Origin of the sequence: Fibrobacter sp., assembly GCF_045601785.1 — a bacterium.
Classification (GTDB): domain Bacteria; phylum Fibrobacterota; class Fibrobacteria; order Fibrobacterales; family Fibrobacteraceae; genus Fibrobacter.
This window is the reverse complement of sequence record NZ_JAZSAF010000080.1, coordinates 1-24442: the sequence shown is the minus strand read 5'-3', so window position 1 is coordinate 24442 and position 24442 is coordinate 1. Positions and strand designations below refer to the sequence as shown.

Genomic DNA, 24442 nt, shown 5'->3' with positions numbered 1-24442 from the left:
GGTGCAAGGGGTACTATGTTGATTCGGTCGGAAAGAATACTGCGAAGATTGCGTCGTATATCCAAAATCAATTGAAAGAGGATGAATACGGCGAACAACTGACCATGCTCGGAAAGATGTAGCCCGTTTACGGGCTCGCCGGTAAGGACCGCACGCAGGTGTCAGACTGCGCAACGCGTCGAACGCGTCGCTAGTAACCTAGGGCAGGGCCCGTATATGAAGAACCACCCGCTGTGCGGGTGGGTTCCTTTTTCATAATGTGAAAATCATTTTTAGATGCAATTTGTAAAATTTTGGTTACTTTTGATTTGAAGAATGTTAGACTTACAAAAATGTAAGTTTTATGCTTTGTGTGCCTTTAAATTTAACGAAAAAAGGCGATTTGTGAAACTGATAAAAAAATAACTTACAAAAATGTAAGTTTTTGAAGATTTTTGCCCGTTTTTCACTATTTGTCATGCCCCTTTGCTATCTTTATAGACGTTAAAAACATTAACAATCTAAACTCTCAACGGAGATATATAAAATGGCAATCAAGAATGCTTACCTTCAGAAAGTCTATGACAAGGTCGTCGCCCGTGACCCGGACCAGGCCCTCTTCCATCAGGCTGTCCGTGAATTCCTCGAATCCCTCGACCCCGTCCTCGAACAGGACAAGTCCTGGGAAACCAACGGCGTGATCGACCGCCTCGTCGAACCGGAACGCGTGATCACCTTCCGCGTGCCTTGGCTCGATGACAAGGGTAACGTTCAGGTGAACCGTGGCTACCGCGTGCAGTTCAACTCCGCCATCGGCCCGTACAAGGGCGGTATCCGTCTCCGTAACGAAGTGACGCTTTCCATGCTCAAGTTCCTCGGCTTCGAACAGATCTTCAAGAACAGCTTGACCACGCTCCCCATGGGTGGCGGCAAGGGCGGTTCCGACTTCGACCCGAAGGGCAAGAGCGACAACGAAGTGATGCGCTTCTGCCAGTCCTTCATGACTGAGCTCTGCAAGCACGTCGGTGCCGACACGGACGTTCCGGCTGGTGACCAGGGTACTGGCGCTCGCGAAATCGGTTACATGTTCGGTCAGTACAAGCGCATCCGCAACGAATTTGTGGGCGTTCTCACTGGTAAGGGCCTCTCCTACGGTGGTTCTCTCGCTCGTACCGAAGCTACCGGTTACGGCCTCTGCTATTTCACCCGCGAAATGCTCAAGGACCTCGCTAACGACTCCTTCGAAGGCAAGACCGTCGTGATTTCCGGTTCCGGTAACGTTGCCCAGTTCGCATGCCAGAAGGCTACTCAGCTCGGTGGCAAGGTCGTGACCATGTCCGACTCCAACGGCTACATCTACGACCCGAACGGCATCAACCTCGACATCGTTCTCGACCTCAAGAACGTGAAGCGCGCCCGCATCAGCGAATACGCCAAGCTGGTTCCGGGTTCTGAATACCACGAAGGTTCTAAGGGTGTTTGGACGGTCAAGTGCGACATCGCTCTTCCGTGCGCAACTCAGAACGAACTCGACCTCGAAGGTGCCAAGGCCCTTATCGCTAACGGCGTGAAGGCCGTTGCCGAAGGTGCAAACATGCCGTCTACTCCGGAAGCTATCGAAGCCTTCCAGAAGGCTGGCGTTCTCTTTGGACCTGCCAAGGCTGCTAACGCTGGTGGCGTGGCAACATCGGGTCTCGAAATGTCCCAGAACTCCGAACGTCTCTCTTGGACCTTCGAAGAAGTGGACAAGAAGCTCGAAGGCATCATGAAGAGCATCTACGCCGCTGCTTCCTCTGCCGCTGTCAAGTACGGCCAGAAGGGCAACCTCGTGATGGGTGCAAACATCGCCGGCTTCCTCAAGGTTGCCGATGCCATGAAGTGGCAGGGCGCGGTGTAATCAAGGCTGTCATTCCGGCCTCCGTGCCGGAATCACCTTTAAAAAGTTCTCGGTCTCGCAAGAGCCGGGGGCTTTTTTTATTAGTTCTACCCTTGACAATGTATATGTTTTTTTACATTTGAGAAAAAACAGGAGTTTCTATGAAATTATTGCTAAGTCTTTTGGTTGGTGCGACCTTTTGCGTAGGCTTAACCTCTTGTGCCTCAGCTGGTTGGCATAAGGATGGTGTCTCTGATTTTGATAGGGACAATGCTCTTGCTCAATGCAAATATGAGAAGGGTAAGGACCATGTGGATGATTCAGAGTTTGTGTCGAACTGCATGATGCGTCAAGGGTATCGCTGGCAAGAGTAATTGCATTAAGGTAATAAAAGAAACTTTCGCCTTCCGGTTAAATACCGGGGGCTTTTTTGTATGAAAAGTCCACGTTGGCTTGTCTTTTGTCTGTATTTGAGTATATATTGGAAGGGGAGAGGCGATAATGAGATTCTTTGCGGCTGTATTAGTGTTTCTTTTGTGCGGGTCGGTGCTTGCACATGTGAATCCTATGCCTGATTTCAAGGATAAGCGAGATGGCCGTGTCTATAAGACGGTTCTGATAGGGGATCAGCGCTGGTTTGCGGAGAATCTGCGATTCAAAATTAAGGGCAGCTGGTGCTACGACAAAAGGGATTACAACTGCGACACTTATGGCAGGCTTTACGACTGGTCCATGGCGATGAGCTTGGTCGATTATTACAACTGGCATTCCATCAAGAAATTGAAGCAGCGTGTTCACGATGTTTGCCCTATGGGGTGGCATGTTCCCACCAACAAGGATTGGAAGAAGCTGAAATATTATGTCGGCAAGAAAGGGAAAAGTGACGGCGTGGGTATCAGCTTGAAGTCGCCGGATTACTGGGAACGTGAACTCCGCTTGCCTGCTGGTTCCGACGAGTTCGGCTTTAATGCAATTCCGGCTGGCGAAAAGCAGAAGTATAGCGGCTTCATGGATTTGCGTCATTCGGCTCAGTTCTGGTCTTCTACGGAAATTGATGATGGTGGAGCGTATTACTGGAGCCTCATGTACGATTCTAGGAGCTTTGACAAGGTGTACGCCGGGAAAGACGATGGAGTCTCCGTCCGCTGCGTCGAGGACCGCCTCTATGAAATCAAGGAACCGCCTCTGCCTCCACCGAAAATCATTCCGCAGGTGGTCAAGGTACAGAACAAAGATGTACCGACCGTCCATATTGGAGACCAGGTATGGATGGTCAAGAATTTGAACGAGAAAGTGCCTGGTAGCTATTGCTACGAAAACAAGGAAGAATATTGCGAGAAATACGGTCGCCTGTACACTTGGACTTCGGCAATGAAGATTGACGACCGTTATGCCAATGCCTATGCAAAGGATTCGATCTCAAAGCAGCGTCCCAGAGGCATCTGTCCGAATGGTTGGCATATTCCGACGGCTCTTGATTTTTACAGGCTTGGCACCTATCTGAAGGATATTGACGATGCGGTGGGCGTCGGCACGAACCTGCGTGATCGCGAAGGTTGGCAAGAAAGCGAACTGGCCCTATTGGGCGAAGATGGCTTTGGGTTTTCTGCCTTGGCGGCTGGTGTCCGGGATTCTCTCGATTCCGCCAGTTTTAGCGGTCTTGGTATGTTTACCGGATTCTGGTCAGGAACCGAGGCAGATTCGGCGCGAGCCTTGGCATGGACTCTCTCTTACGACGATGACGACTTTGTGATGGATTCCAGTGCGAAGAATCGAGCCCTTGCGGTGCGCTGTCTGTTGAATCCGCCAGACGATGATGAAATCTATGACAGTACATCAATTTATGACAAGAGAGACGAAAACCGATATAAGACAGTTGCCGTCGGGGATGATTTCTGGATGGCCGAAAATCTTCGTTTTGCAGCTCCTGGGAGTTTCTGTTACGAAGACAAGGATATCCGTTGTCGAAATTATGGACGTCTTTATCCATGGACAGTGGCAATGCGTCTTCCGGAAGATTTTATTGAGAATTCTCTCGATAGCGTTTCGCAGGGGGCGGTCATCGAAGAACATCAGGGAATCTGCCCCGATGGTTGGCACATTCCGCGTAAAGACGAATGGACGCGTCTTGGCGAGTTTGCGATAAACAAACGTAAAGGCTTGGCTGCCGCACTCAAGAGTCGAGATGGATGGGCTCAGGGGGATCTTGCAAAAAACAACAATGCGAGCGGATTCAATGCGCTCCCATCTGGGATTCGCTTTGGCAACGATGGAGAGTTTGCTGAACTTGGAACGAGTACCTACTTCTGGGCCGCCGAAGGCGGCGGGGGAATGGGAGCTGTATATTGGTATGTAGTCAACAACAAGGATGACTTTAAGGCAGAGGAAGATTTTGATAAAAACGCGATTTCGCTCCGCTGCGTGAAAAACAAAGTGGTTCCTGAACCTGATGTAAAAGCAGATTCGGCTGCAAATGTCGACTCGGTCAGCGTCCCTCAGGGACAATAGAATTACAGAAAAAGCCTCGGATTTAATCCGGGGCTAATTTATTTAAGGATAGATTGCTTCGTCACTGCGTCCCTCGCAATGACGTTTTAGCTAGCCTTCCACCTTCGGGAGCTGGGCGAGGCTCTTCGCGATGTCTTCATCCGTCGGGATGTAGTCGCTCATTTCACCGTCGTTGAACTTCTGGTAGGCCACCATGTCGAAGTAGCCCGTGCCGGTGAGGCCGAACACGATGTTCTTCGCCTCTCCGGATTCCTTGCACTTGAGCGCTTCATCGATGGTCGCGCGGATGGCGTGGCTGGATTCCGGAGCCGGGAGGATGCCTTCGGTCTGGGCAAAGAGCTTGGCGGCTTCGAACACCTTGGTCTGTTCCACGGAGGCGGCGCGGATGAGCTTCTGGTCGTAGAGTTCAGAGAGGATGGTGCTCATGCCGTGGTAGCGCAGGCCGCCGGCGTGGTTCGCGGACGGGATGAAGCTAGAACCCAGCGTGTACATCTTGGCCAGCGGGCAGACCTTGCCGGTATCGCAGAAGTCGTAGGCGTACTTGCCGCGGGTAAAGCTCGGGCAGCTTGCCGGTTCGATGGCGAGAATGTCGTAGTCGGCTTCGCCACGGAGCTTTTCGCCGACGAACGGGCTGATAAGGCCACCGAGGTTGGAACCACCGCCGGCGCAACCGATGATGAGGTCGGCCTTCACGCCGAGCTTGTCGAGAGCGGCCTTCGTTTCGAGACCGATGACGGACTGGTGCAGCAACACCTGGTTCAGCACGGAACCGAGAACGTAGCGGTAACCCGGCTGCTTCACGGCGGCTTCCACGGCTTCGGAAATAGCGCAGCCGAGGCTACCCGTGGTGCCCGGGAATTCGGCGTTGATCTTCTTGCCGATGTCGGTGGTCATGGAAGGCGACGGGGTGACGCTAGCACCGTAGGTGCGCATGACTTCGCGGCGGAACGGCTTCTGTTCGTAGGAGACCTTCACCATGTAGACCTGGCAGTCCAGTCCGAAGAAGGCGGTGGACATCGAAAGGGCGGTGCCCCACTGGCCAGCACCCGTTTCGGTGGTGACACCCTTGAGGCCCTGCTTCTTGGCGTAGTAGGCCTGCGCAATGGCGGAGTTCAGCTTGTGGCTTCCGCTGGTGTTGTTGCCTTCGAACTTGTAGTAGATGTGCGCCGGAGTGCCGAGCGCCTGTTCCAGGAAGTAGGCGCGGACGAGCGGGGAGGGGCGGTACATCTTGTAGAAAGTGAGAATATCTTCGGGAATTTCGAAGTAGGCGGTATCGTTGTCGAGTTCCTGCTTGATGAGCTCGTCGCAGAACACGGGCTGCAGGTCTTCGAAGGTCACCGGCTTGCCGGTACCCGGGTTCAGGAGCGGCGCGGGCTTCTTCTTCATGTCGGCACGCACGTTGTACCATGCCTTCGGGAGTTCGTTTTCGTCGAGGTAAGTCTTGACCGGACCATCAAGCTTGAGCGAATTTCTCATACTAATTCCTTTTTTGCGGGCGTAAAGCCAATAATAACGGCGTGAAATATAGTAATCTATCGTTTAAGACTTAGCCAAGAATTGCCTTTGGGCGCGAAAAAAGGACCTGTGTTATTGACAAAAATAATTTTTTTAGTAAATTGAAAAGTATGGCTATCAATCATAACCTATTTACGGGGCAGACGGAACTGGCGGGGGAGGTCCGCGTGTCGCCTGCTGGCGAGGGTGCAAAGCAGCTCCCGGTCCACAGCGGTAAAAAATTCATTCGACTGCTCCCGCAACGCAAAAAAACGAAACCCTCGACGACGGGCAAATAAACCCAGAGTTTAAAGCGCTTCGGAAAACCGGGGCGCCTTTCTTTTGTAAAAAACTGCAAATTTCTAGATTTTTATTCGTGAGTAGCAATCCTTTTGAACTTCTGAAAACAAGCTGTCACGGCAAAGCCCGCCGGGGCAGGCTCCGGACGTCGCACGGTGTGGTTGAAACGCCGATTTTTATGCCGGTGGGCACTCTGGCGAGTGTCAAGGGACTTTCGGTGCGGGATTTGCGCGAAATCAAGGCGCAGATCATTCTCGCCAATACCTACCACCTTTACCTGCGGCCGGGAACGGAACTGATTGCGAAAATGGGAGGCGTGCAGAAGTTCATGGGTTGGAACGGCCCGATGCTTACCGATAGCGGAGGCTTTCAGGTATGGAGCCTCAAGGATTTTAGGCGCATTACGGAAAACGGCGTCGAGTTCAAGAGCTTGTTGGATGGTTCCCGCCACAAGTTTACGCCGGAATCGGTGATGAAGGCCCAGCGTGAAATTGGGGCGGACGTCATCATGGCTTTTGACGAATGTACTCCGTATCCGAGCACGGTCGATGAGGCTTCACATTCACTTGACTACACGCTGCGCTGGACGCAGCGCGCTATGGAATGGCTTGAAGCCAATCCGCCGATTCATGGGTATCCGCAATATTTCTTTGGCATTGTTCAGGGCGGCATGCACAAGGAATTGCGCAAAAAATCCATCGATGCGCTCAAGGAGCTTGCTCCAGATGGCTATGCCATGGGCGGCCTTTCGGTCGGTGAACCCGTGGAACTGATGTACGAAATTGCTGATTTTTGCACTGACTACCTGCCCGAGGACCGCGCCCGCTATGTGATGGGGGTGGGAACCCCCTGGAACCTTCTTTCGCTCATTGCTCGCGGCGTTGACATGTTCGACTGCATTTTGCCGGCAAAGAATGCCCAGGACGGACTAGTCTATACGAGCAGGGGAGTGCTTCGTTACAAGAATGCTAAGTTTGCAGACGATGAGCGTCCGCTGGATCCGGAATGCGACTGCTATTGTTGCAGACATTATAGCCGTGGCTACTTGCGCCACCTGTTCAAGTCGAAGGAACCTCTCGGGTGGACGCTTTCGACGATCCACAATTTGCGATTCTACCTGCATTTGATGGAACAGGCTCGGTTTCACATAGAATCGGACGATTATGAGTCGTGGGCGAAAGATCAGGTTGAAATTTTGCAGCGCGAAGCTGAATAAGGCTGATTGAAATTTACTCCAGCAGCAGTTCCTGCGGAATGGCGCCTTCGATAACGAGGAGACGCCGCTTGAGGTCGAGCCCTAGGGCGTAGCCGACCAGGCTTCCGCCCTTGCCCACCACGCGATGGCAGGGGAGGATAATCTGTAGCGGGTTCGCGCGGAGGGCAGCGCCCACGGCACGCGTGGCGCGGGGTTCTCCAACTGCTTCGGCCACCTGCTGGTAAGTCCGCGTTTCTCCGTAGGGAATCTCGGCGATGGCCTCCCAGACTTTCATCTGGAAATCGGTGCCGTACACCTTGAGCGGGAGCGAAAATTCGCGGAGTTTGCCTGCCAAATACAAATTAAGCTGCTGTACGGCCTTGCGGTAGGCGCGAGCCACCGTCGAAGACTGCTCGTGGACTGCATCGGGTTCTGCATAGGCGCAGGCCTGGACCGCACTCGGCACGCCTTCTCCAGAATATCGCAGGCTGCACAACTTAGATTTCTCGAACACGAATGTCCACTGCCCCCACAAATTGCGGTGCGCAATCGTCGTGAATCTTGAATCCGAGAAGTTCATGACTTTAATATATAAAATCTTTTTTTAACATTCATGGCTGGCGTTGAGGTCGCGTGCTTGCTGTAAACACCGTGTCCGTGTATCCCGAGATTCTCCAAAATAGGACTTTGGGAACTTTTTGGGGTTCCCTTTAAACCGCTATAGCCGGTTCGGGGTGTTTTTTTCGCAAATATTACTACACAAACGGATTTATTTTTTGTAAATTTAGGCCCAACAACGCACCATCCTGCCCTAAAAAGTGGGGTGAAGCTATTTCAACAAACAAACAAAAGGATCCAATAATGGCTCTCAAACTCGGTATCAATGGTTTCGGTCGTATCGGCCGCATGGTCTTCCGCGCTGCTGTGGAAAACTTCTCCAAGGACATTACTGTTGTCGGTATCAACGACCTTCTCGACGCTGACTACCTCGCTTACATGCTGAAGTATGACTCCGTCCACGGCGCTTTCAACCACGACATTAAGGTGGAAGGCAACTTCCTCATCGTCGATGGCAACAAGATTCAGATCTTCGCCGAAAAGGATCCGTCCGCAATCACTTGGGGTGCCCTCGATGTTGACGTCGTTGTGGAATCCACCGGCTTCTTCCTGACCGAAGAACTCGCTTCTGCTCACCTCAAGGCTGGTGCCAAGAAGGTGATCATGTCTGCTCCGTCTAAGGACGCTACTCCGATGTTCGTGTACGGCGTGAACGACAAGACCTACGCTGGCCAGAAGATCATCTCCAACGCTTCCTGCACCACCAACTGCCTTGCCCCGATTTCCAAGGTTCTCGATGAAAAGTTCGGCATCGTCCGTGGCCTCATGACCACCGTTCACGCTGCAACTGCTACTCAGAAGACCGTTGACGGCCCGTCCAAGAAGGACTGGCGCGGTGGCCGTGGCATCCTCGAAAACATCATCCCGTCTTCTACGGGTGCTGCTAAGGCCGTGGGTAAGGTTCTCCCGCAGCTCAACGGCAAGCTCACCGGTATGTCTATGCGCGTGCCGACTTCCGACGTGTCCGTTGTTGACCTGACTGTCGAACTCAAGAAGGCTTGCACTTACGAAGAAATCTGCGCTGCCATGAAGGAAGCCTCTGAAGGCGAACTCAAGGGCATCCTCGGTTACACCGACGAAGCCGTTGTTTCTACCGACTTCCGCAACTGCCCGAAGACCTCCATCTTCGACGCCAAGGCCGGTATCCAGCTCGACCCGACCTTCGTTAAGGTTGTGTCCTGGTACGATAACGAATGGGGCTACAGCAACAAGGTTTGCGAAATGGCCCGCGTGATCGCCAAGTAAGATTTCTAGATAGCGTTAGTCGTGCGGACGCCACTTAGATTTCCGCACTTCCGCTAAGAAACCTTTTAGGAACCCTGCCCAAGCGGCGGGGTTTCTTTTTTTGTCCTGACGGACCACCCCCCGGCGAGGCTTTCTTATTAATATCGCTCCAGCGGGATATATAATAGCAGTGTGTGTGGGGGGGGGGCGCATTGTGGGCAAAATGCAACCCTTTGAGGCGAGGACTACGGACTAATAGTCCTCTTGACGCGGTTTAGTCTGTAAAAATGTGTATAAACTAAACGGTTTTTGTCGAATATTACGGACTAGAAGCGCACTTGACGCTGTTTGGTCCGTAAAATTGTGTATAAACTAAACGAATTATGCCGAAAATTACGGACTAAAGGCTATCTAGATGCAATTTAGTCCGTAAAGTGAACGGACCCGCTTGTTTGCAGGTCCTTTTAAATGTTAGGCGTTGTCATGCCAATACAAGTATTGACGCAACTTTGATGCATTGCTTCATGCAATACGGCTCTGTTATAGTTCCGCAAGCGGCCCTGCAATATTCGCCTTGGGGCTACTCGCCTTACGCATTTGTCCTCCTGAATTAAAGTTTCATATCGCTTAGTCTTGTTTTATCAACTTGTTCAAACTCCTCTTGGATTTCCTTGCTGGGGGCCTTGGTGCAGAGGCTTACGATCACGATGGTCGCAAAGCTAAGCACGAAGCCGGGCACGAGTTCGTAAATCTGGAAGATTTCGGCGGAGAATCCGGAGAGGTAGAACTTCCACACGAAGGTGGTGATGCCGCCCACCAGCATGCCGGCGATGGCGCCGGGGAGGGTGGTACGCTTCCAGAACAGGGCAAGGAGCATAATCGGGCCGAAGGTGGCGCCGAAACCGCCCCAGGCAAAGCTCACGAGGCTCATCACCACATCCAAGAAGCTCTTGCCCTGTTTAGCGCCGTCGGCGCCGGGCGCCCCCTGCATGGCGACGATGACCGCGATAACCGTAATGAGCACCACGACGCCGCGGCTCACCCACATGACTTCTTTGTTGCTCGCATTCTTGCGGAACAGGTGCTTGTAAAGGTCGTTACTGAAGGCAGAAGCGGAAACAAGCAGCTGGGAGTCGGCTGTACTCATGATGGCGGCGAGTATTGCGGCCATGAGAATGGCGGCGACAGCCGGGTGGCAGAGCGTCTGGCACAGGATCATGAAGATGCGTTCGGGATCGTCCACCTTGATGCCGTGGGCTTCTACATAGTAGCGGCCAAGGAGGGCAATCATGATGACGGCGCCCAGGCAGATGGTGACCCAGGTCATGGCGACGCGGCGGGAGAACTTGATGTCTTCGGCGTTCTTGATGCTCATGAAGCGTACCAGGATGTGCGGCATGCCAAAATAGCCGAGGCCCCACGCGAGGCTAGAAATCAGGGCGATAAGCCCGATGGACTTGCCGGTGGTGGCGTTGGTGAACAGGCTCATCAGGTAGGGGTTCTGCGCGTTCACCGCATCCATGGTGGCTGCAAAACCGCCCGAACCTGCCATGATAATCGAGGGAATGGCGATGACGGCGATGAGCATCATGGTCGCCTGGATAAAGTCGGTCCAGCACACAGCGAAAAATCCGCCCATGAAGGTGTAACTCACCACGACGACCGCACCGATGATAAGGCCCGTGGTGTAGTTCATGCCGAAGATGGTGCCGAAGAGTTTTGCGCTAGCCACAAAGCCTGACACGGTGTAGAACAGGAAGAACGCGAGAATGAAAATCGAGGCGATAACGCGGATGATTCCCTTGTTGTCGCGGAAACGGTTCGCAAAAAAATCGGGGAGCGTGATGGAGTCGCCGCAGAAGTGGCTGTACTTGCGGAGCCTGCGGCCCACGATTTTCCAGTTGAGGTATGTGCCGATGACGAGGCCGATGCCAATCCACGCTTCGGAAAAACCGCTCACGAAGATAGCGCCCGGGAGGCCCATCAAAAGCCAGCCGCTCATGTCGGAGGCTTGGGCGGACATGGCAACGACCCACTTGTTCATGCCGCGGTTGCCGAGGTAGTAGGCGTTCAGGCTGTTCGCCTTCTTGGAAAAGTAGAATCCGATACCGAGCATCATCAGCAGGTATAAAACGAAGACGGCTAGAACCATTTTTACTCCTTTTTTTAGGTCGTCTTTACTTCTTATTCTAAAATTTAACAAAAAAAGCCGTCTGTTCATTAATTTGCTATTTTATAAATGTCAAAAGGAGATTTGTAATGACTGATCCTCGTATTACGAAACTTGCAGAAAATCTGATTAACAACGCCATTGCCCTTAAGGCAGGCGAGAACATCCTTATCGAAACGACTGACACTCCCGATGAAGTCTCGACCGAACTCGTGAAGGCTGTTGCTAGAGTAGGCGGAAATGCTTTTGTTCACAACTATCGCGGCCGAGTCCGTCGCGAAATGATCAAGTCGGCAACAATCGAACAGATGCAGTTGCAGGCTGATCTCGCTATGGCCGAAATGCAGAAGATGCAAGCCTACATCGCCATTCGCGGCGCCGAAAACGCCCTTGAAAACTGCGATATCGATGGCAAACAGATGATGAACTACCGCAAGATTACGGAACCCGTGCTGAACTATCGCGTTGATAAGACTCGCTGGTGCGTGTTGCGCTGGCCGAACCCCTCCATGGCGCAGGGTGCCAAGATGAGCTCCGAGGCGTTCGAAGACTTTTACTTCGAAGCATGCCTTGCCGACTATCCGAAAATGGCCAAGGCTGCTCAGAACCTCGTAGACCTCATGAACCGTACCGACAAGGTGCGCCTTGTGGCAAACGGCACCGATTTGACCTTCAGCATCAAGGATATTCCGGCGATTCCGTGTTGCGGCAACATGAACATCCCCGATGGCGAAGTCTATACCGCGCCGGTGCGCAACAGCGTGAACGGAGTCATTCATTACAACACGCCGACGCTTTACGATGGCAAGTACTTCAGCAATATCCGCCTCGAATTCAAGGACGGCAAGATTGTGAACGCCACCTGCGAATCCGGCGACAACGTGGCCCTGAATGCGCTCTTTGATACCGACGAAGGTGGCCGCTACGTGGGCGAGTTCGCTATCGGCTTCAACCCGTTCGTGAACTCTCCCATGTGCGACATTCTGTTCGACGAAAAGATTGCGGGATCCATCCATTTCACGCCGGGCCGTTGCTACGAAGAAGCCCCGAACGGCAACATCAGCGCCATCCACTGGGACCTGGTGCTCATCATGCGTCCGGAATACGGTGGCGGCGAAATCTGGTTCGACGACAAGCTCATCCGCAAGGATGGCCTGTTTGTTGTGGACGAACTCAAGTGCCTGAATCCGGATCAACTGGGTAAATAACGATTGGCGTCATCCTATGAAAAAAGCCGTCCTTTGCGGGACGGTTTTTTAAATGTTTTTCGCTAAAGCGAAAGTTGCGCAGTCGCGCAATCTTTCGAATTACACACCCTTAGCGAGAATTTGGACTCCTTCGGAGTCCGATGCTCGGCGGCTCGGTCATGCCCATGCAAGCATGGGCGCGACTCTCGCCTTTAGAGCATCTCCCCAATCTGCACGGCGTTGAGAGCGGCACCCTTGCGGATTTGGTCACCGGTGAGCCACAGCGTGTTGCTGTTCTCGTCGGCGAGGTCCTTACGGATACGGCCAACGAACACGTTGTCCTTGCCAGCGCTTTCGAGCGGCATCGGGTACACGTAGTTCTGCGGGTCGTCCTTGAGGGTCACGCCCGGAGCGTTCTTCAAGGCATTGCGGATTTCTTCGACAGAAACCGGGCGCTCGGTCTCGAACCACACGGATTCGGAGTGAGAACGCAGCGAGCTCACGCGCACGCAAGTGGCGCTGGTACGCACATCGGAGTGCATAATCTTGCGCGTTTCGTTGAACATCTTCATTTCTTCCTTCGTGTAGTCATTTTCCGTCATCTTGTCGATCTGCGGAATCACGTTGTAGGCGAGCTGGAACGGGAACTTGTTGATGTGCGTCGTCGTACCGGTTTCGAGAATGTCCTTGTACTGCTGCTTCAGTTCTTCCATGGCGATGGCACCTGCGCCGCTCGCGCTCTGGTAAGAGGAAATGTGAATCTTCTTGATGTGGGAAATCTTCTCGATCGGGTTCAAGACGACAACCATCATGATGGTCGTGCAGTTCGGGTTCGCGATGATGCCCTTACCGCCGTTCTCAGCCTTGTAGAGCTTGATGTCTTCGGGGTTCACTTCGGGCACGACCAGCGGGACCTTCGGGTCCATGCGGAAGAAGCTCGTGTTGTCGACGACCACGGCGCCGTTCTCGACGGCGATGGGGGCGAATTCCTGGGAAATCGCGGCACCGGCGGAGCTGAGCACTAGGTCAACACCCTTGAAGGAATCCTTGTTCAGGACTTCGCACTTGAGGGTTTCGCCCTTGAACTTGAATTCCTTGCCCGCGCTGCGCTCGGAGGCGAGGAGCTTCAGGCTCTGCAGCGGGAAGTTGCGTTCCTCGAGGATGGAGAGGATTTCTTGGCCCACGGCGCCGGTTGCGCCCATGATGGCAACGTTGCGAATCATAATTAACCTTTATTTTTCGTTTTGTAGTTGATTGTTTGATTGTAAAACTTCGATGCCGTTCCAGAAGCGCTTGAGATAGATCTTCATTTGTCCAATCTGGTCTCGCGACTGGCGGTAAAGGATCAGCTGCTGCTCCGGATTTTCCTGGAGCGTGTAGTTGTAGAGTGCGTAAGCGGCAAGGCGGACGCATTCACTTGCCTGGATCAAGTCGGCATGCGCTTCGCTCGATTCATGCGGATGGAAGAGCCCGAGAACCTTCTTGTTTAAAGCCACGGCATTGTTGTTGATGGCAAGCGCCTGGCTGCTACGCTTTTCGCGTTCCGACTCCGAGACGTTCGAAGGCAGGGGGTCGAAGTCGTCGATGGAATTGGTGATGTCCGTCATGCGCTTGATAGCCGTTTCTGCATCGACCAGGTAGCTTTCAAGCCTGCTCAGGGAGCCATCATCCCTTGCTTTTTGACCGCCATTGGCGGGTACTGCGACCGCTCTCACTCTGGCCTTGCCTTGTGCCGATCCTGCATCGCTATCGGAGAACGATGCGATGTAGTCCTGGTACTGGGCATTCATCGCGGCAATCTCGGAGGGGGAGTAGTCCGAAGTCGGAATGAAAGTCGGACGATCCCAATAGGCGATACCCATGAAAGCGGAAAGCATAAAGAAAGCAAAGAATCCGTTGCCGAATTTGCTTGCAAGGTCGTCGCTGCGAACCATGCCGATAATGGCAAAGAAGAACAAGCTTGCAAACGAAAGCAGGAGACCACCGTCGCAGTTGTAGGCAATGAACGAATTCTTCGCGAAGTAGAAGATGCAGTCCATGACTACAATAAGGAACGACAAAAACGCGCCTGCCATTTTCTGGGTGCGCGTCTCGGCTGCGGCCGTCATGAGAATCGCCGTAAAGGTGATTCCTAACGGAAGCACCATCATCAGGGCGATATCAGCAATTTGTTGGTTCATTTTTTAGAAGGGCAGGTCGTCGTCAGCGACATCCGGGGCTGCCGGAGCGTCGTAGGCGGGAGCGCTTGCCTGGTTAAAGTTGTTGGATTGGTTGTAGGAGTTGCCCCCCTGGTAGTTGCTACCATTCTGGCCGCGCGGGGTCAGAAGTTGGAAGGTGTCCAGGTTGACTTCGGTGCTGTAGCGCTTCTGGCCATTCTGGTCAGTCCAGCTGCGGTTGGTGAGGGAACCTTCAACATAGAGCGTCATGCCCTTGTGGACACCGAGAGATTCCATCGTGTCGGCGATCTTTCCCCAGCCGACGATGTTGTGCCAATCTGTCTGTTCCTTCTGTTCACCGTTGTTATCGCGATAGCGGCGGCTGGTGGCCAAGGAGAACGATACACGCTTGCGACCTGCTGCGCTTGCGCTGATGACAGGGTCCTTGCCGATATTGCCGATAAGCATCACTTTATTCAAATATGCCATAATATATCCTATTTGTTTTTTTTGTTCTATTGGTAAAAATAAAAAAATTCAAGTGTCATTTTGTGCCATTTTATGAAAAAATCACATTTTGCAAACAATGTTTGACATTTTTTTCGCATCTTGGCCCAGTCAAGTCCCTTTTATTTATATTTTCATAAAGGGTAAAGTTTAACTTCAGATTTCACACATCAAATTTCACGTTTTTTATGGTAACTCTCGCACTTTCAAGATTTGAAAAAGTTTTTCCCCAAGCCCTCAGGGGCAAGCGCCTGGGCGCAGTCCTTCATCCGGCTTCGGTTCTCCCGGACTTGCACTATACGCTCGACTTGCTCAAGGAATTTGACGGCAAGCTCTTTAAGCTCTCTGCTCTGTTTGGTCCGCAACACGGTATCAAGGGGCACACACAGGACAACATGATCGAATGGGAAGGCTACACCGACCCCGAACTGGGAATCCCCGTTTATAGCCTGTATGGCGAACACCGTGAACCCACCCCCGAGATGCTCAGCCATGTCGACGCACTCCTGGTGGACCTCCAGGATGTCGGTGCACGCTACTATACGTTCATCTGGACTTTGTTCCTTTGTATGAAAGCCTGCGAAAAGGCGGGCATCCCCGTGATTGTGGTGGACCGCCCGAACCCCATCAATTGTGTAGACGAAGAAGGTCCTGTGCTTGACCTCAACTACACGAGTTTCGTGGGCCTGCACAGCATCCGCACGCGTCATGCTAAGACCATCGGCGAACTTGCGGTGCAGTTCAAGGAAGAACGCTTCCCCAAGTGCGAACTCTACGTGCTCGGCATGGAAGGCTACGACAAAAAGATGTGGTACGACCAGACGGGACTCCCGTGGATTCTGCCGAGCCCGAACATGCCGACCCTCGATACAGCCATTGTTTACCCCGGCATGTGCCTGTTTGAGGCGACCAACGTGAGCGAAGGCCGCGGCACAACCCGCCCCTTCGAAATTTTCGGTGCTCCGTTCATCGATGCAGTCAAGCTTTGCAAGTACATGAACGGATTGAAATTGCCCGGCGTGTACTTCCGCGAAAACTATTTTCAGCCAACCTTCCACAAAGGTGCGGGGCAGATTTGCGGCGGTGCGCAGATTCATGTGCTCGACCGCGACAAGTTCCGCAGCTTTGACATGGCGGTAAAGCTTTTGCAGTACATTTTCAATGAGTACCCCAACGATTTCGCCTGGAAACAGCCACCTTACGAATATGAGTTCAAGAAGTTGCCCATCGACATTCTGCTCGGAAACGGTACATTTAGGAAAGAATTTATAGAGAGTAGTATTTAACCAAGGAGACACAATGACTCAACCTGTCAACGGAAAATTTGAAATGCCCGCGCTCCCGTATGCGGCGGCGGACTTAGCCCCTGTTCTTAGCGCAGAAACCATCGAGTTCCACTATGGCAAGCATTTGCAGACCTACCTGAATAACCTGAACGCGGCCCTTCCGGGCAGTGCCTTCGAAGGCAAGTCCCTCGAAGACATCGTAAAGACTGCCGATGGGGGAGTATTCAATAACGCAGGCCAGTTCCTGAACCACTATATGTACTTTATGCAGTTCAAGGCACCGTCAGCAGGGAATATCCCGACGGGTAAAATTGCCGAAGCGATTGTCCGCGAATTCGGCTCCTTTGAAAAGTTCCAGGAAGAATTCCAGGCAAAGGGTGCTGGCCTCTTCGGTTCCGGTTGGGTATGGCTCTCTGCCGATGCTTCAGGCAAGCTCGTGATTACGCAGGAAGGTAATGCCCAGAACCCGCTCACCAAGGGACTCAAGCCGCTCCTCACCTTCGATGTGTGGGAACATGCCTACTACATCGATTACCGCAACCGTCGCCCTGACTACCTCAAGGGACTCTGGCAGATTGTGGACTGGAATATTGTCAATAATCGCCTGGGCGCCTAAACTGTATTGAGATGAAATGGTTAAGCCCTGCACGCTGTGCAGGGCTTTTCGTTATTTTTTGCTTTGAAGCATCTCTTCAAAATCCTTGATGAGCTTGGGCTTGGCGAAGTAGAATCCTTGGAAAAGGTGGCATCCCATATCCAATAGGATCCTGTACTGAGCTTCGGTTTCGACACCCTCGCTCAGGGATATGAGTCCAAGGTCGTTTGAAAGCCTGAGCACGTTGCGTAGGATAGTTGCGGCCTTGGGGTCGTCCTGAGCTTTGCTCAGGAACTTCATGTCGATTTTCAGCACATCAAAGGGCATGTCCTTGAGCTGGTTTAGCGAAGAGTATCCGCTGCCGAAGTCATCCATTTCAACAATGAAGCCTGTCCTGCGGAACTTGTTCAAGATCGCCAAACGGCTTTCGGCATCCGTCATCATTACGCTCTCGGTGATTTCGATGCGTAGCCTTGAGGGTGGAATCTTGAACTCTTCGACAAGCGCGTTGATTTCTGCGAAGACATCCATGAAGTAAAAGTCTTTGGGCGATATGTTGATGGAAATGAACAAGTTCGACTTTTCGCCATTCCAGGAAGAAAGCGTCTCACAGGCGCATCGCCAAATGTACTTGTCCACAACGGCGATCATGCCGTTCTTTTCGAAAACGGGAATGAACTTGAATGGCGTAAGGAATCCTTCTTCGGGGTGGTTCCAACGGACAAGGGCTTCTGCTCCGATAATCGATCCCTCTTTGTTGACGATGGGTTGCAGATAGGGAACGATTTCCCTTTTTTCAATGGCATTTTCCAATTCAGCCGAAATCTTTTGATCCCAGATGAGTTGGTCTCGCATGTTGTCGTTGTAGATGGCGATGTGCTTGTTGTATTCGTTCTTGATTGTTGTCAGGGCTAAGTGCGCCCGGTCGAACATGATGGAAATATCCATATCCGGATCGATTACATTGTATATGCCCACATGCATCAAAATGTGGTGGTCAATGTTGCCGTTCGAAATTACAAATTTTCTTAGCCGCCTTTCCACGTTGGGAAGCTTTACGCTTTCTGCGGAGAAACAAACTCCGAATGCATCCCCAGAGAGTCTGCCGAAAATCCAGTTTCCGTTTGAATTTTCCTTGATCCATTCGGCAACTCGGATGAGTATCTTGTCTCCGGCGTCTTTTCCGTAGATGTCATTGACCATCTTGAAATTCCGGATGTCCAGGTAGGCAATACAGTAAGATGGTCCTTGTTTTTCTGAGAGACATTTTCTTATTTCGCTAAATAGGTATTCCTTGGTGTAAAGTCCTGTAAGCTTGTCGTGTGTGGCGTCGTAAATCTCGCGCTGGTGCTTGAGTACGTTTTCGGTGTTGTCCTGGATGGTTAGAAATGAACCGACTTTTTTGTCGTTGGATCCTTTGACGACTTGCTTTTCAAGCGTGTAGAATCGGGTTTCTTTTCCTGAACCGGATATTTGCTTCGAAGACCATTCTTCGGCATTTTCGCCCCAGTCTTTGAACATGGCCGAAAGTTGATTGTGGACATTTTCGAGATCGTCGTGTTTGCAGTTGATCAGCTTTTGGGCGTTGCTGTTAATCCAGATACAGCGGTTGTTTGCGTCGAAGAAGAATATGGCGTCGGAATTTTTTGACGCGATGTTGGCGAGCATTCTGTCTAGAAGCCTGAATGGCCTAAAGAACAGTGAAAAATAGAAGATGAGAACGGCACAAATGGCCAGGGCAAGCATTGAAAAATCTACGGGCGCTTTCGACAAAATGTAGTAGGTTTGCAAGGAACCTGTAAAGAACATGGTAAAGAAGATGACATAGTATTTTTCGGCGTAAATGCGGGGGACTCGTATTGCCTTTACAAGGAAAATCACCATCGACGTGATGCATGCAGTGTAGGCGATGATGCGGTGTAGGTACTGCCCAAGGTAAGGTATTGGCCTATAGTAGGGGGTGCCGTCAACCATGATCGTGTCCAAATCGATGGCGTACCCAAGGTAGATGCTAATGAGGTACTGGACCATGTCCAATGCGAGAACCGTGTAAATGGCGTAGCATTTTTTACGGTGTTTTTCAACAGGAATGTTGCAATAGGACAGTGTAAACCTGAATAAGGTGAACGCAACGAGATTCATCCCGATGGAGTAGATGTGGATTCCAATCCTTGCCAGAAGTTCATTCTGCGTAAGGAGAAGAATCAGGTTTCCGGTAATGGGGATGATAAAGCAAAATTGCACATACGAAACAATCTTTGCGACAGTCTTGTTTGACCGTCGTGAAATCGTTCCGAAAAGCCCTAAAAGAACGATCAGCAATATAAATATGGCTGCAAAGGAGGTTCTCATCAATACATCTTACCAAACAACGCGTTCTTTAACGAAAATATATAAGAACTTACATTTTCTTGTCATTTTATGTAAAAATCTTACTCCAAGTTGGAATATTCCCAGCTGTAGACTATCTTGTTTTTTTTTATATTTTCGGCATGATTGAATCTATTATCTTGGGCCTGTTGCAGGGTCTTGCCGAATTTCTCCCTATTTCTAGCTCCGGCCACCTTGTGATCGGACACGAACTTCTTGGCATGAACGATGCGGGCATGTTCTTCGACATCATGCTTCATGCCGGCACCCTCCTTTCGATTTTTGTGGTTTTCCACAAGAAGATTACCGACATCATCGTGGGGTGCCTCCGCCGCAATCCCGAACAGCTGCGCGAGGCGGGGTACATTGTTCTGGCAAGTATCCCGACGGCGATGATCGGTCTAGGTTTCAAGGACTTGCTCGAGGGCCTGTTTGAGAACCCTCGTGCCGTGTGCATAGCCGAACTTTTTACCGGCATTTTGCTTTTCACGTCCCAGTGGGGTGCGACTGGAGCCAAGCATCCGGATAACGAGGGCGTCAAGATGAACTGGTGGCGTGCTCTTGTGACCGGCGTAGTTCAGGGTATTGCTTGCATTCCGGGCATTAGCCGCAGCGGTTCCACCATCAGTGCCATGATGTTTATGGGCGTGAACCGCAAGTACGCAGGTGAATTTAGCTTTCTCATGAGCATTCCTGCCGTGGGCGGAGCGGCTCTCCTCGACTGCATCAAGTGGATCAAGTGCCAAACCATGACTCCGGAAAAGGCTCTCCTCGACCCGGAAAAGGCAATGAAGTGTGCCGATGCTGGAGGCTTTACCCCGGAACTTTTGGTGGGCATGGTCGTGTCGTTCATTTTCGGCATCATCGCCCTCAAGTGGCTCATGACCTTCTTGCAGAAGGGCAAGTTCCAGCACTTTGCCTGGTACGTGTGGGCCGTGGGTATTTTCGGACTGATTTTTATCTAGGCGTCGCCGTTTTCCAACATAATATCAGGTGACAGCTTGCAAATTGTTCCCGGAAAAACAAAGTGTAACGCTCGTCACATGTATACATCTGTAAAATTATTCGTAGCTTACAAAGTGCTTTTTGAATGCCGATATTTGTATTTTAACGGCATGAATGCGAATAATATTTATATTCTCAAGCAGATTGTGGTGCTAGTCGCTGTTGCTATCGTTTTGGGCTTCATTTACGGCTAGGATTTTTACCAAGCGAAATCCTGTACGTCTTGACGATATTCTCGCCGCTTCGCAAGTGCATTTGGCGCTTCGCCTCTTCTACGAGAATGTTGTCGATGGGGGTGGGGAACATGGCTTGAAATGTAGTTTTTTAGAACTCGCTGTTGAACTTGATTATTTGTGGTCTGCGACAGATAACACAATGTAAAATTTTTGCACGCCCCTTGCCAAATAATTAAAACTTAGGTACAATTACAGCATCCCCGAACGCATCTCGTCTAAGGAAAGGCGAGATGCGTTCTTTGTTATTTGGGTTTTCCGGCCCTTTGCGAAAGAACGCCTCTAAAAATCAATCGGTCGCAGCTTGCGACCATAACAACGGAGGCTATAATATGAGTCGCAGTTACAAGAAACCGTTTGTGAAAATGGCAAAGGATGTTGAATTTCAGAAAATGGCGAATCGAGAGTTTCGTCGTAAGGCAAAAAATGTCCTGCGGGGTTCTGCCGATCCCGAACGCCACATGCCGGAAAAGAAGCGCAAAGAGGGTGATTGTTGGGGGTGGCCGTCCGAAGGTGTCAAACTGCCTATTCCTAACCCGAAGGGCTTTAGGAAATAGTGAAAATCGCTCGAAAAAGCCTAATGATTTACAAATGTATTGACAAATGTGTGTACAGTAATTATATTAAGAGGTAGAATTCGTGGCTGGATGGAATTCTGAGAAAAATGAATTGTTGAAGGTGACGAGACATGTTTCCTTCGAACAAATCGAAGAAATTATGCGGAACAAAGAGGTCCTGGATGATTACGAACACCCGAATCAGGAGAAGTATCCAGGGCAGAGAATTATGGTTGTTAGGATTGAAGGCTACTGTTATGTTGTTCCTTACAAGCCTGAACCTGATGGAGACATTTGGCTTAAGACTATTGTGCCGAGCAGAGTCGCGCAGAGAAAATATGGAGGTAAATAATGTTGTCTTTTAAAAAACATGCGAAAAAGTTCAATCTGGACGAAGAGGAACAAGAAATCCTTGCCGATTTCGAGGCGAACCATGCCGGCAAGCCTCAGATTACCGAAGAACGCAAAAGAGAACTCGCGTCGTTGGCTAATGCCTCCTACAAGTTTAGGGCCTCAGCAAAGAAACCTTATACGATTCGTCTGCACTCTGGAGCTGTCGATGTCATCAAGGCTTTCACGGACCGCTTTGGCGGGCACTACCAGACTCTTGTCGATGATGCTGTGATTGAACTTGCTGCCAAACTCAAAGCCGAGATGGTGTAGGGCTGTTTAAGGCTTGATGGTTATCGGAGTTCCGTCCTTGACGGCGTCGTAGATTTCTTCGATTTCGTCGTTGGTGACGGCGATACAACCGGCGGTCCAGTCCTTCCACTTGTGCCAGAATTTAAAGAGGAATGCGGGAACCTTGTTCGGGGAGCCGTGAATCATGATGTTGCCGCCGGGCTCGTAATTGCCTTCTTTTGCGGCCTCGATTTGCTCCGCGTTCGGGTACGAAATTCGGAGCGATAAATGGAACTTGCTTTTGGGGTTGTGAAGCACGATGGTGTATTCGCCTTCGGGTGTCTTGTTGTCGCCGGATTTGACTTTCGCTCCCACAGGATTCTTGCCCAACGAAATCCTGTACGTCTTGACGATGTACTCGCCATTGCGCAAGTGCATTTGGCGCTTCGCCTTTTCTACGAGAATGTTGTCGATAGGTGAGGGGTGCATGGGTTGAATTTTTTATTTTTCCTCTGAAGTACCCCATTCGTTAGCAAGTTCGTTATACATGTTTAGGCAATATGGTGCGTTGTATTCTCCGGCGTAATGTTCCGTAAGGATGCGAATTTGGTATTTCGTTGGGCTTGTGTATTTTTCGTGGATTTTATACCACGTTGAACGGCAAAGGTTGATTAGTTCCTCTTGTTCTTTTTCGAAATCTAGTTTAATAGTTTGGGACTCGACTTTAGCAGTGTCCGATGTCTGTTGTTGATCCTGCTTGATTTTATTCGCCAATGCATTCGTGAAGAATTGGGCGTTTGCGAACATTGCAAGTATGGCAATGATAATTGTTATTTTACTTTTCATGTTGAGTCCTTTATTTGGGCCATATTTTTTTACTCGGCTTATATGAGCCTTTATAAGATTTTGTCCTTGAATATACCATTATTTGTGCTGGTTTACAAGCCTTTGGTTCTTAAAAAACAGGAAAATGGGAATTAGGCTGATTATGGAACGGGGAGGGGGCGCGTTTGATAGCAAAATGGTCCGTAGGCTTGCGAATGCTCTCGAAACTACATGAATTTGTTCTGGTGATTTTTTTATCATTTTCCCGGAGTCGGGAAAATGATATCTGATTTTTTACAGAATGATAAAAACTTTTTCAATTTTGATTCTACTAACTCAATAGAGAGTTTTTCTTTGTATGTGAAATATTTTAGTTCGATACCTAACTCTTTGCAAAGCTGTTTTTTTAAAGCGTCTCGTTCCTTTAGTTTTTTAAAGGCTTCTTCTCCACCAAATGCTTTTACTGGTTCGAAATGCTGTTGTCCTTGATATTCTATCGCGAGATTAAGTTCTTGAATAAAAATATCAATCCTTAAACCTTTCAGTTCTTTGGGGTTATGTTCTCGTATAATTGTAAATGAAGGAAATAGAATTTTTGTTATAGCATACAATTCAGCTTCGTTCTTCCACTTACTTGTTTTGAAAATTCGTGAAAATTCTGCAAGAGCTGTGCGGTGCTTATAACCATCCGCAACCAGTTTCGTGACAAAAGGCCCATTAACTGTTAAAAATTCTCCGCCATAAAGTTCTATTAGAGCGTTTCTGTCAAGTGATTTTGACATGCAGAAATGGCAAATGTTTTCTTCAAAAGTTGGTTTTGGACGTTTAAATCCGGTGACCTGACTTTCTTCAAATGCTTTTTTTGTACAAGCACATACAAAAAGTTTGTTGTCTACGTTTCTGTAATAGTGCGGCAAAACGAATGTATAATTGATGTCTTGAAAATATTCGAATCCAGTGTAAATTAAATAATTTTGCTTTTCTTTCGTTGCTGATAGCACACGTGAGAATACTTCGGAAGTTATGATTATTTCATTAAGTTGAGTTTTTATGATGATGTGTTTCTTTTTGTCATAGGCATAATTGTTTTGATAAACTTTTTTCCCATCTGCGTATTGGGAAAATCCCAATTTAATGCCTTTGACATTTGCGTTTATTATCAAAAAATCAGAGGGCTTTTTCCATTTTGTTTCAATGACTGTGTACCAAAAAGTTAATCCATGTTTTGATAGATAGGCCAAACTGTGATTGATTTTGTTATAGAACTCATGAATTGTAATTGAAGCAGAAATAAAATTATCAAATGATTTGCAATTCCTTGTGACTTCTTCATAAAGAATTTTCTTTAGCGTTTTTTCAACAGCCCTAATAGGCTGGGGTTGATGCTCGTTAAATGTTTCAATTAAGGCTCTCTCAAAAACTGAAAGGTCTAAATGAAATTCTAGGGATTTCTCATTACCACGTAAAATCATTTTTTTGAATTTATAAAGAAAAGCAATATAATCTTTCTTGAATATACCATATTTTATGTTGAGGTGCAAACATTTTATTTTTGCTGACGAAAAAAAAACGCCCAGGGTTTTAACCTGGACGCTTTTTGTATACAGAAAACCACCCGCTAGGCGGGTGGTTCCAAAGAGCCTACGGCTTTACATCCTTGTGGAAAGCAGAAATCCTTTGATTAAATTTGCCACGCGGTCTGACCACCTGCATAACAAATAACCAAAGGATTTTGC

Annotated in this window: 24 protein-coding genes and 1 pseudogene; 14 read left to right on the top strand and 11 right to left on the bottom strand. The window is 49.9% G+C overall.

Going from position 1 to position 24442, the window contains the following annotated elements:
- The 4 genes and pseudogenes from ACKI61_RS12550 to ACKI61_RS12535 form a co-directional block, all read left to right on the top strand.
- Positions 1 to 107 (top strand): annotated as a pseudogene (locus ACKI61_RS12550) (IS200/IS605 family transposase); the annotation flags it as partial.
- Between the two features lie 419 nt (positions 108 to 526).
- Positions 527 to 1876: an NADP-specific glutamate dehydrogenase gene (gene gdhA / locus ACKI61_RS12545; RefSeq protein ID WP_073322305.1), complete on the top strand. Its 1350-nt coding sequence runs from the start codon at positions 527 to 529 to the stop codon at positions 1874 to 1876.
- A 140-nt stretch (positions 1877 to 2016) separates the two neighbouring features.
- The gene (locus tag ACKI61_RS12540; RefSeq protein WP_407458023.1) at positions 2017 to 2229 is read left to right on the top strand and encodes a hypothetical protein; all 213 of its coding nucleotides are present in this window, start codon (positions 2017 to 2019) and stop codon (positions 2227 to 2229) included.
- A gap of 193 nt (positions 2230 to 2422) precedes the next feature.
- On the top strand, positions 2423 to 4363 hold the full coding sequence (locus ACKI61_RS12535) for an FISUMP domain-containing protein (RefSeq protein WP_407458022.1): 1941 nt from the start codon (positions 2423 to 2425) through the stop codon (positions 4361 to 4363).
- A gap of 90 nt (positions 4364 to 4453) precedes the next feature.
- On the opposite strand, the gene ACKI61_RS12530 is transcribed toward ACKI61_RS12535, so the two are convergent.
- Complete coding sequence (locus ACKI61_RS12530; RefSeq protein WP_407458021.1) at positions 4454 to 5839, bottom strand: TrpB-like pyridoxal phosphate-dependent enzyme; 1386 nt, start codon at positions 5837 to 5839, stop codon at positions 4454 to 4456.
- A gap of 149 nt (positions 5840 to 5988) precedes the next feature.
- Between ACKI61_RS12530 and ACKI61_RS12525 the strand changes: the two genes are divergently transcribed.
- Together ACKI61_RS12525 and tgt are read left to right on the top strand one after the other, a co-directional pair.
- Positions 5989 to 6156, top strand: a complete 168-nt coding sequence (locus ACKI61_RS12525; protein ID WP_407458020.1) for a hypothetical protein — start codon at positions 5989 to 5991, stop codon at positions 6154 to 6156.
- A 77-nt stretch (positions 6157 to 6233) separates the two neighbouring features.
- Positions 6234 to 7373: a tRNA guanosine(34) transglycosylase Tgt gene (gene tgt / locus ACKI61_RS12520; RefSeq protein WP_407458019.1), complete on the top strand. Its 1140-nt coding sequence runs from the start codon at positions 6234 to 6236 to the stop codon at positions 7371 to 7373.
- Positions 7374 to 7386: 13 nt separating this feature from the next.
- On the opposite strand, the gene ACKI61_RS12515 is transcribed toward tgt, so the two are convergent.
- The gene (locus tag ACKI61_RS12515; RefSeq protein ID WP_407458018.1) at positions 7387 to 7932 is read right to left on the bottom strand and encodes a methylated-DNA--[protein]-cysteine S-methyltransferase; all 546 of its coding nucleotides are present in this window, start codon (positions 7930 to 7932) and stop codon (positions 7387 to 7389) included.
- A gap of 281 nt (positions 7933 to 8213) precedes the next feature.
- Here ACKI61_RS12515 and gap point away from each other — a divergent pair, with 281 nt between their 5' ends.
- Positions 8214 to 9215: a type I glyceraldehyde-3-phosphate dehydrogenase gene (gene gap, locus ACKI61_RS12510; RefSeq protein WP_072978481.1), complete on the top strand. Its 1002-nt coding sequence runs from the start codon at positions 8214 to 8216 to the stop codon at positions 9213 to 9215.
- Positions 9216 to 9804: 589 nt separating this feature from the next.
- Here gap and putP read toward each other — a convergent pair.
- Positions 9805 to 11346, bottom strand: a complete 1542-nt coding sequence (gene putP / locus ACKI61_RS12505; RefSeq protein WP_407458017.1) for a sodium/proline symporter PutP — start codon at positions 11344 to 11346, stop codon at positions 9805 to 9807.
- A gap of 107 nt (positions 11347 to 11453) precedes the next feature.
- Here putP and ACKI61_RS12500 point away from each other — a divergent pair, with 107 nt between their 5' ends.
- On the top strand, positions 11454 to 12572 hold the full coding sequence (locus ACKI61_RS12500) for an aminopeptidase (protein WP_407458016.1): 1119 nt from the start codon (positions 11454 to 11456) through the stop codon (positions 12570 to 12572).
- Positions 12573 to 12763: 191 nt separating this feature from the next.
- Here the strand turns inward: ACKI61_RS12500 and ACKI61_RS12495 are convergent, their stop codons facing one another.
- From ACKI61_RS12495 to ACKI61_RS12485, 3 genes are read right to left on the bottom strand one after another with little or no spacing between them, the layout of a single operon-like run.
- Complete coding sequence (locus ACKI61_RS12495) at positions 12764 to 13774, bottom strand: aspartate-semialdehyde dehydrogenase (RefSeq protein WP_407458015.1); 1011 nt, start codon at positions 13772 to 13774, stop codon at positions 12764 to 12766.
- 9 nt (positions 13775 to 13783) lie between these two features.
- Positions 13784 to 14731, bottom strand: coding sequence for a hypothetical protein (locus ACKI61_RS12490; RefSeq protein WP_407458014.1), 948 nt, complete (start codon positions 14729 to 14731; stop codon positions 13784 to 13786).
- Positions 14732 to 14734: 3 nt separating this feature from the next.
- The gene (locus ACKI61_RS12485; protein WP_407458013.1) at positions 14735 to 15196 is read right to left on the bottom strand and encodes a single-stranded DNA-binding protein; all 462 of its coding nucleotides are present in this window, start codon (positions 15194 to 15196) and stop codon (positions 14735 to 14737) included.
- A gap of 206 nt (positions 15197 to 15402) precedes the next feature.
- Between ACKI61_RS12485 and ACKI61_RS12480 the strand changes: the two genes are divergently transcribed.
- Positions 15403 to 16500: an exo-beta-N-acetylmuramidase NamZ domain-containing protein gene (locus tag ACKI61_RS12480; RefSeq protein WP_407458012.1), complete on the top strand. Its 1098-nt coding sequence runs from the start codon at positions 15403 to 15405 to the stop codon at positions 16498 to 16500.
- 13 nt (positions 16501 to 16513) lie between these two features.
- Positions 16514 to 17116 (top strand): superoxide dismutase, encoded by a 603-nt coding sequence (locus ACKI61_RS12475; protein ID WP_407458011.1) that lies wholly within the window; start codon positions 16514 to 16516, stop codon positions 17114 to 17116.
- Positions 17117 to 17167: 51 nt separating this feature from the next.
- Here ACKI61_RS12475 and ACKI61_RS12470 read toward each other — a convergent pair whose 3' ends face one another.
- On the bottom strand, positions 17168 to 19447 hold the full coding sequence (locus ACKI61_RS12470; protein WP_407458010.1) for a putative bifunctional diguanylate cyclase/phosphodiesterase: 2280 nt from the start codon (positions 19445 to 19447) through the stop codon (positions 17168 to 17170).
- A 140-nt stretch (positions 19448 to 19587) separates the two neighbouring features.
- Here ACKI61_RS12470 and ACKI61_RS12465 point away from each other — a divergent pair, with 140 nt between their 5' ends.
- Entirely contained in the window at positions 19588 to 20430 is an 843-nt protein-coding gene (locus ACKI61_RS12465) for an undecaprenyl-diphosphate phosphatase (protein ID WP_407458009.1), read from the top strand.
- Between the two features lie 220 nt (positions 20431 to 20650).
- Here the strand turns inward: ACKI61_RS12465 and ACKI61_RS12460 are convergent, their stop codons facing one another.
- On the bottom strand, positions 20651 to 20776 hold the full coding sequence (locus tag ACKI61_RS12460) for a hypothetical protein (RefSeq protein ID WP_407458008.1): 126 nt from the start codon (positions 20774 to 20776) through the stop codon (positions 20651 to 20653).
- 160 nt (positions 20777 to 20936) lie between these two features.
- Between ACKI61_RS12460 and ACKI61_RS12455 the strand changes: the two genes are divergently transcribed.
- From ACKI61_RS12455 to ACKI61_RS12445, 3 genes are all read left to right on the top strand, one after another.
- Positions 20937 to 21260: a hypothetical protein gene (locus ACKI61_RS12455; protein WP_407458007.1), complete on the top strand. Its 324-nt coding sequence runs from the start codon at positions 20937 to 20939 to the stop codon at positions 21258 to 21260.
- A gap of 82 nt (positions 21261 to 21342) precedes the next feature.
- Positions 21343 to 21612, top strand: a complete 270-nt coding sequence (locus tag ACKI61_RS12450) for a toxin (RefSeq protein WP_407458006.1) — start codon at positions 21343 to 21345, stop codon at positions 21610 to 21612.
- On the top strand, positions 21612 to 21923 hold the full coding sequence (locus ACKI61_RS12445) for a hypothetical protein (protein WP_407458005.1): 312 nt from the start codon (positions 21612 to 21614) through the stop codon (positions 21921 to 21923). Before ACKI61_RS12450 ends, ACKI61_RS12445 begins: the two co-directional genes overlap by 1 nt.
- A gap of 6 nt (positions 21924 to 21929) precedes the next feature.
- Here ACKI61_RS12445 and ACKI61_RS12440 read toward each other — a convergent pair whose 3' ends face one another.
- The 3 genes from ACKI61_RS12440 to ACKI61_RS12430 form a co-directional block, all read right to left on the bottom strand.
- The gene (locus tag ACKI61_RS12440) at positions 21930 to 22370 is read right to left on the bottom strand and encodes a murein L,D-transpeptidase family protein (protein WP_407458004.1); all 441 of its coding nucleotides are present in this window, start codon (positions 22368 to 22370) and stop codon (positions 21930 to 21932) included.
- Between the two features lie 12 nt (positions 22371 to 22382).
- Complete coding sequence (locus ACKI61_RS12435; protein ID WP_407458003.1) at positions 22383 to 22727, bottom strand: hypothetical protein; 345 nt, start codon at positions 22725 to 22727, stop codon at positions 22383 to 22385.
- A gap of 236 nt (positions 22728 to 22963) precedes the next feature.
- Positions 22964 to 24178, bottom strand: a complete 1215-nt coding sequence (locus ACKI61_RS12430) for a hypothetical protein (RefSeq protein ID WP_407458002.1) — start codon at positions 24176 to 24178, stop codon at positions 22964 to 22966.
- Positions 24179 to 24442: the final 264 nt, after the last annotated feature.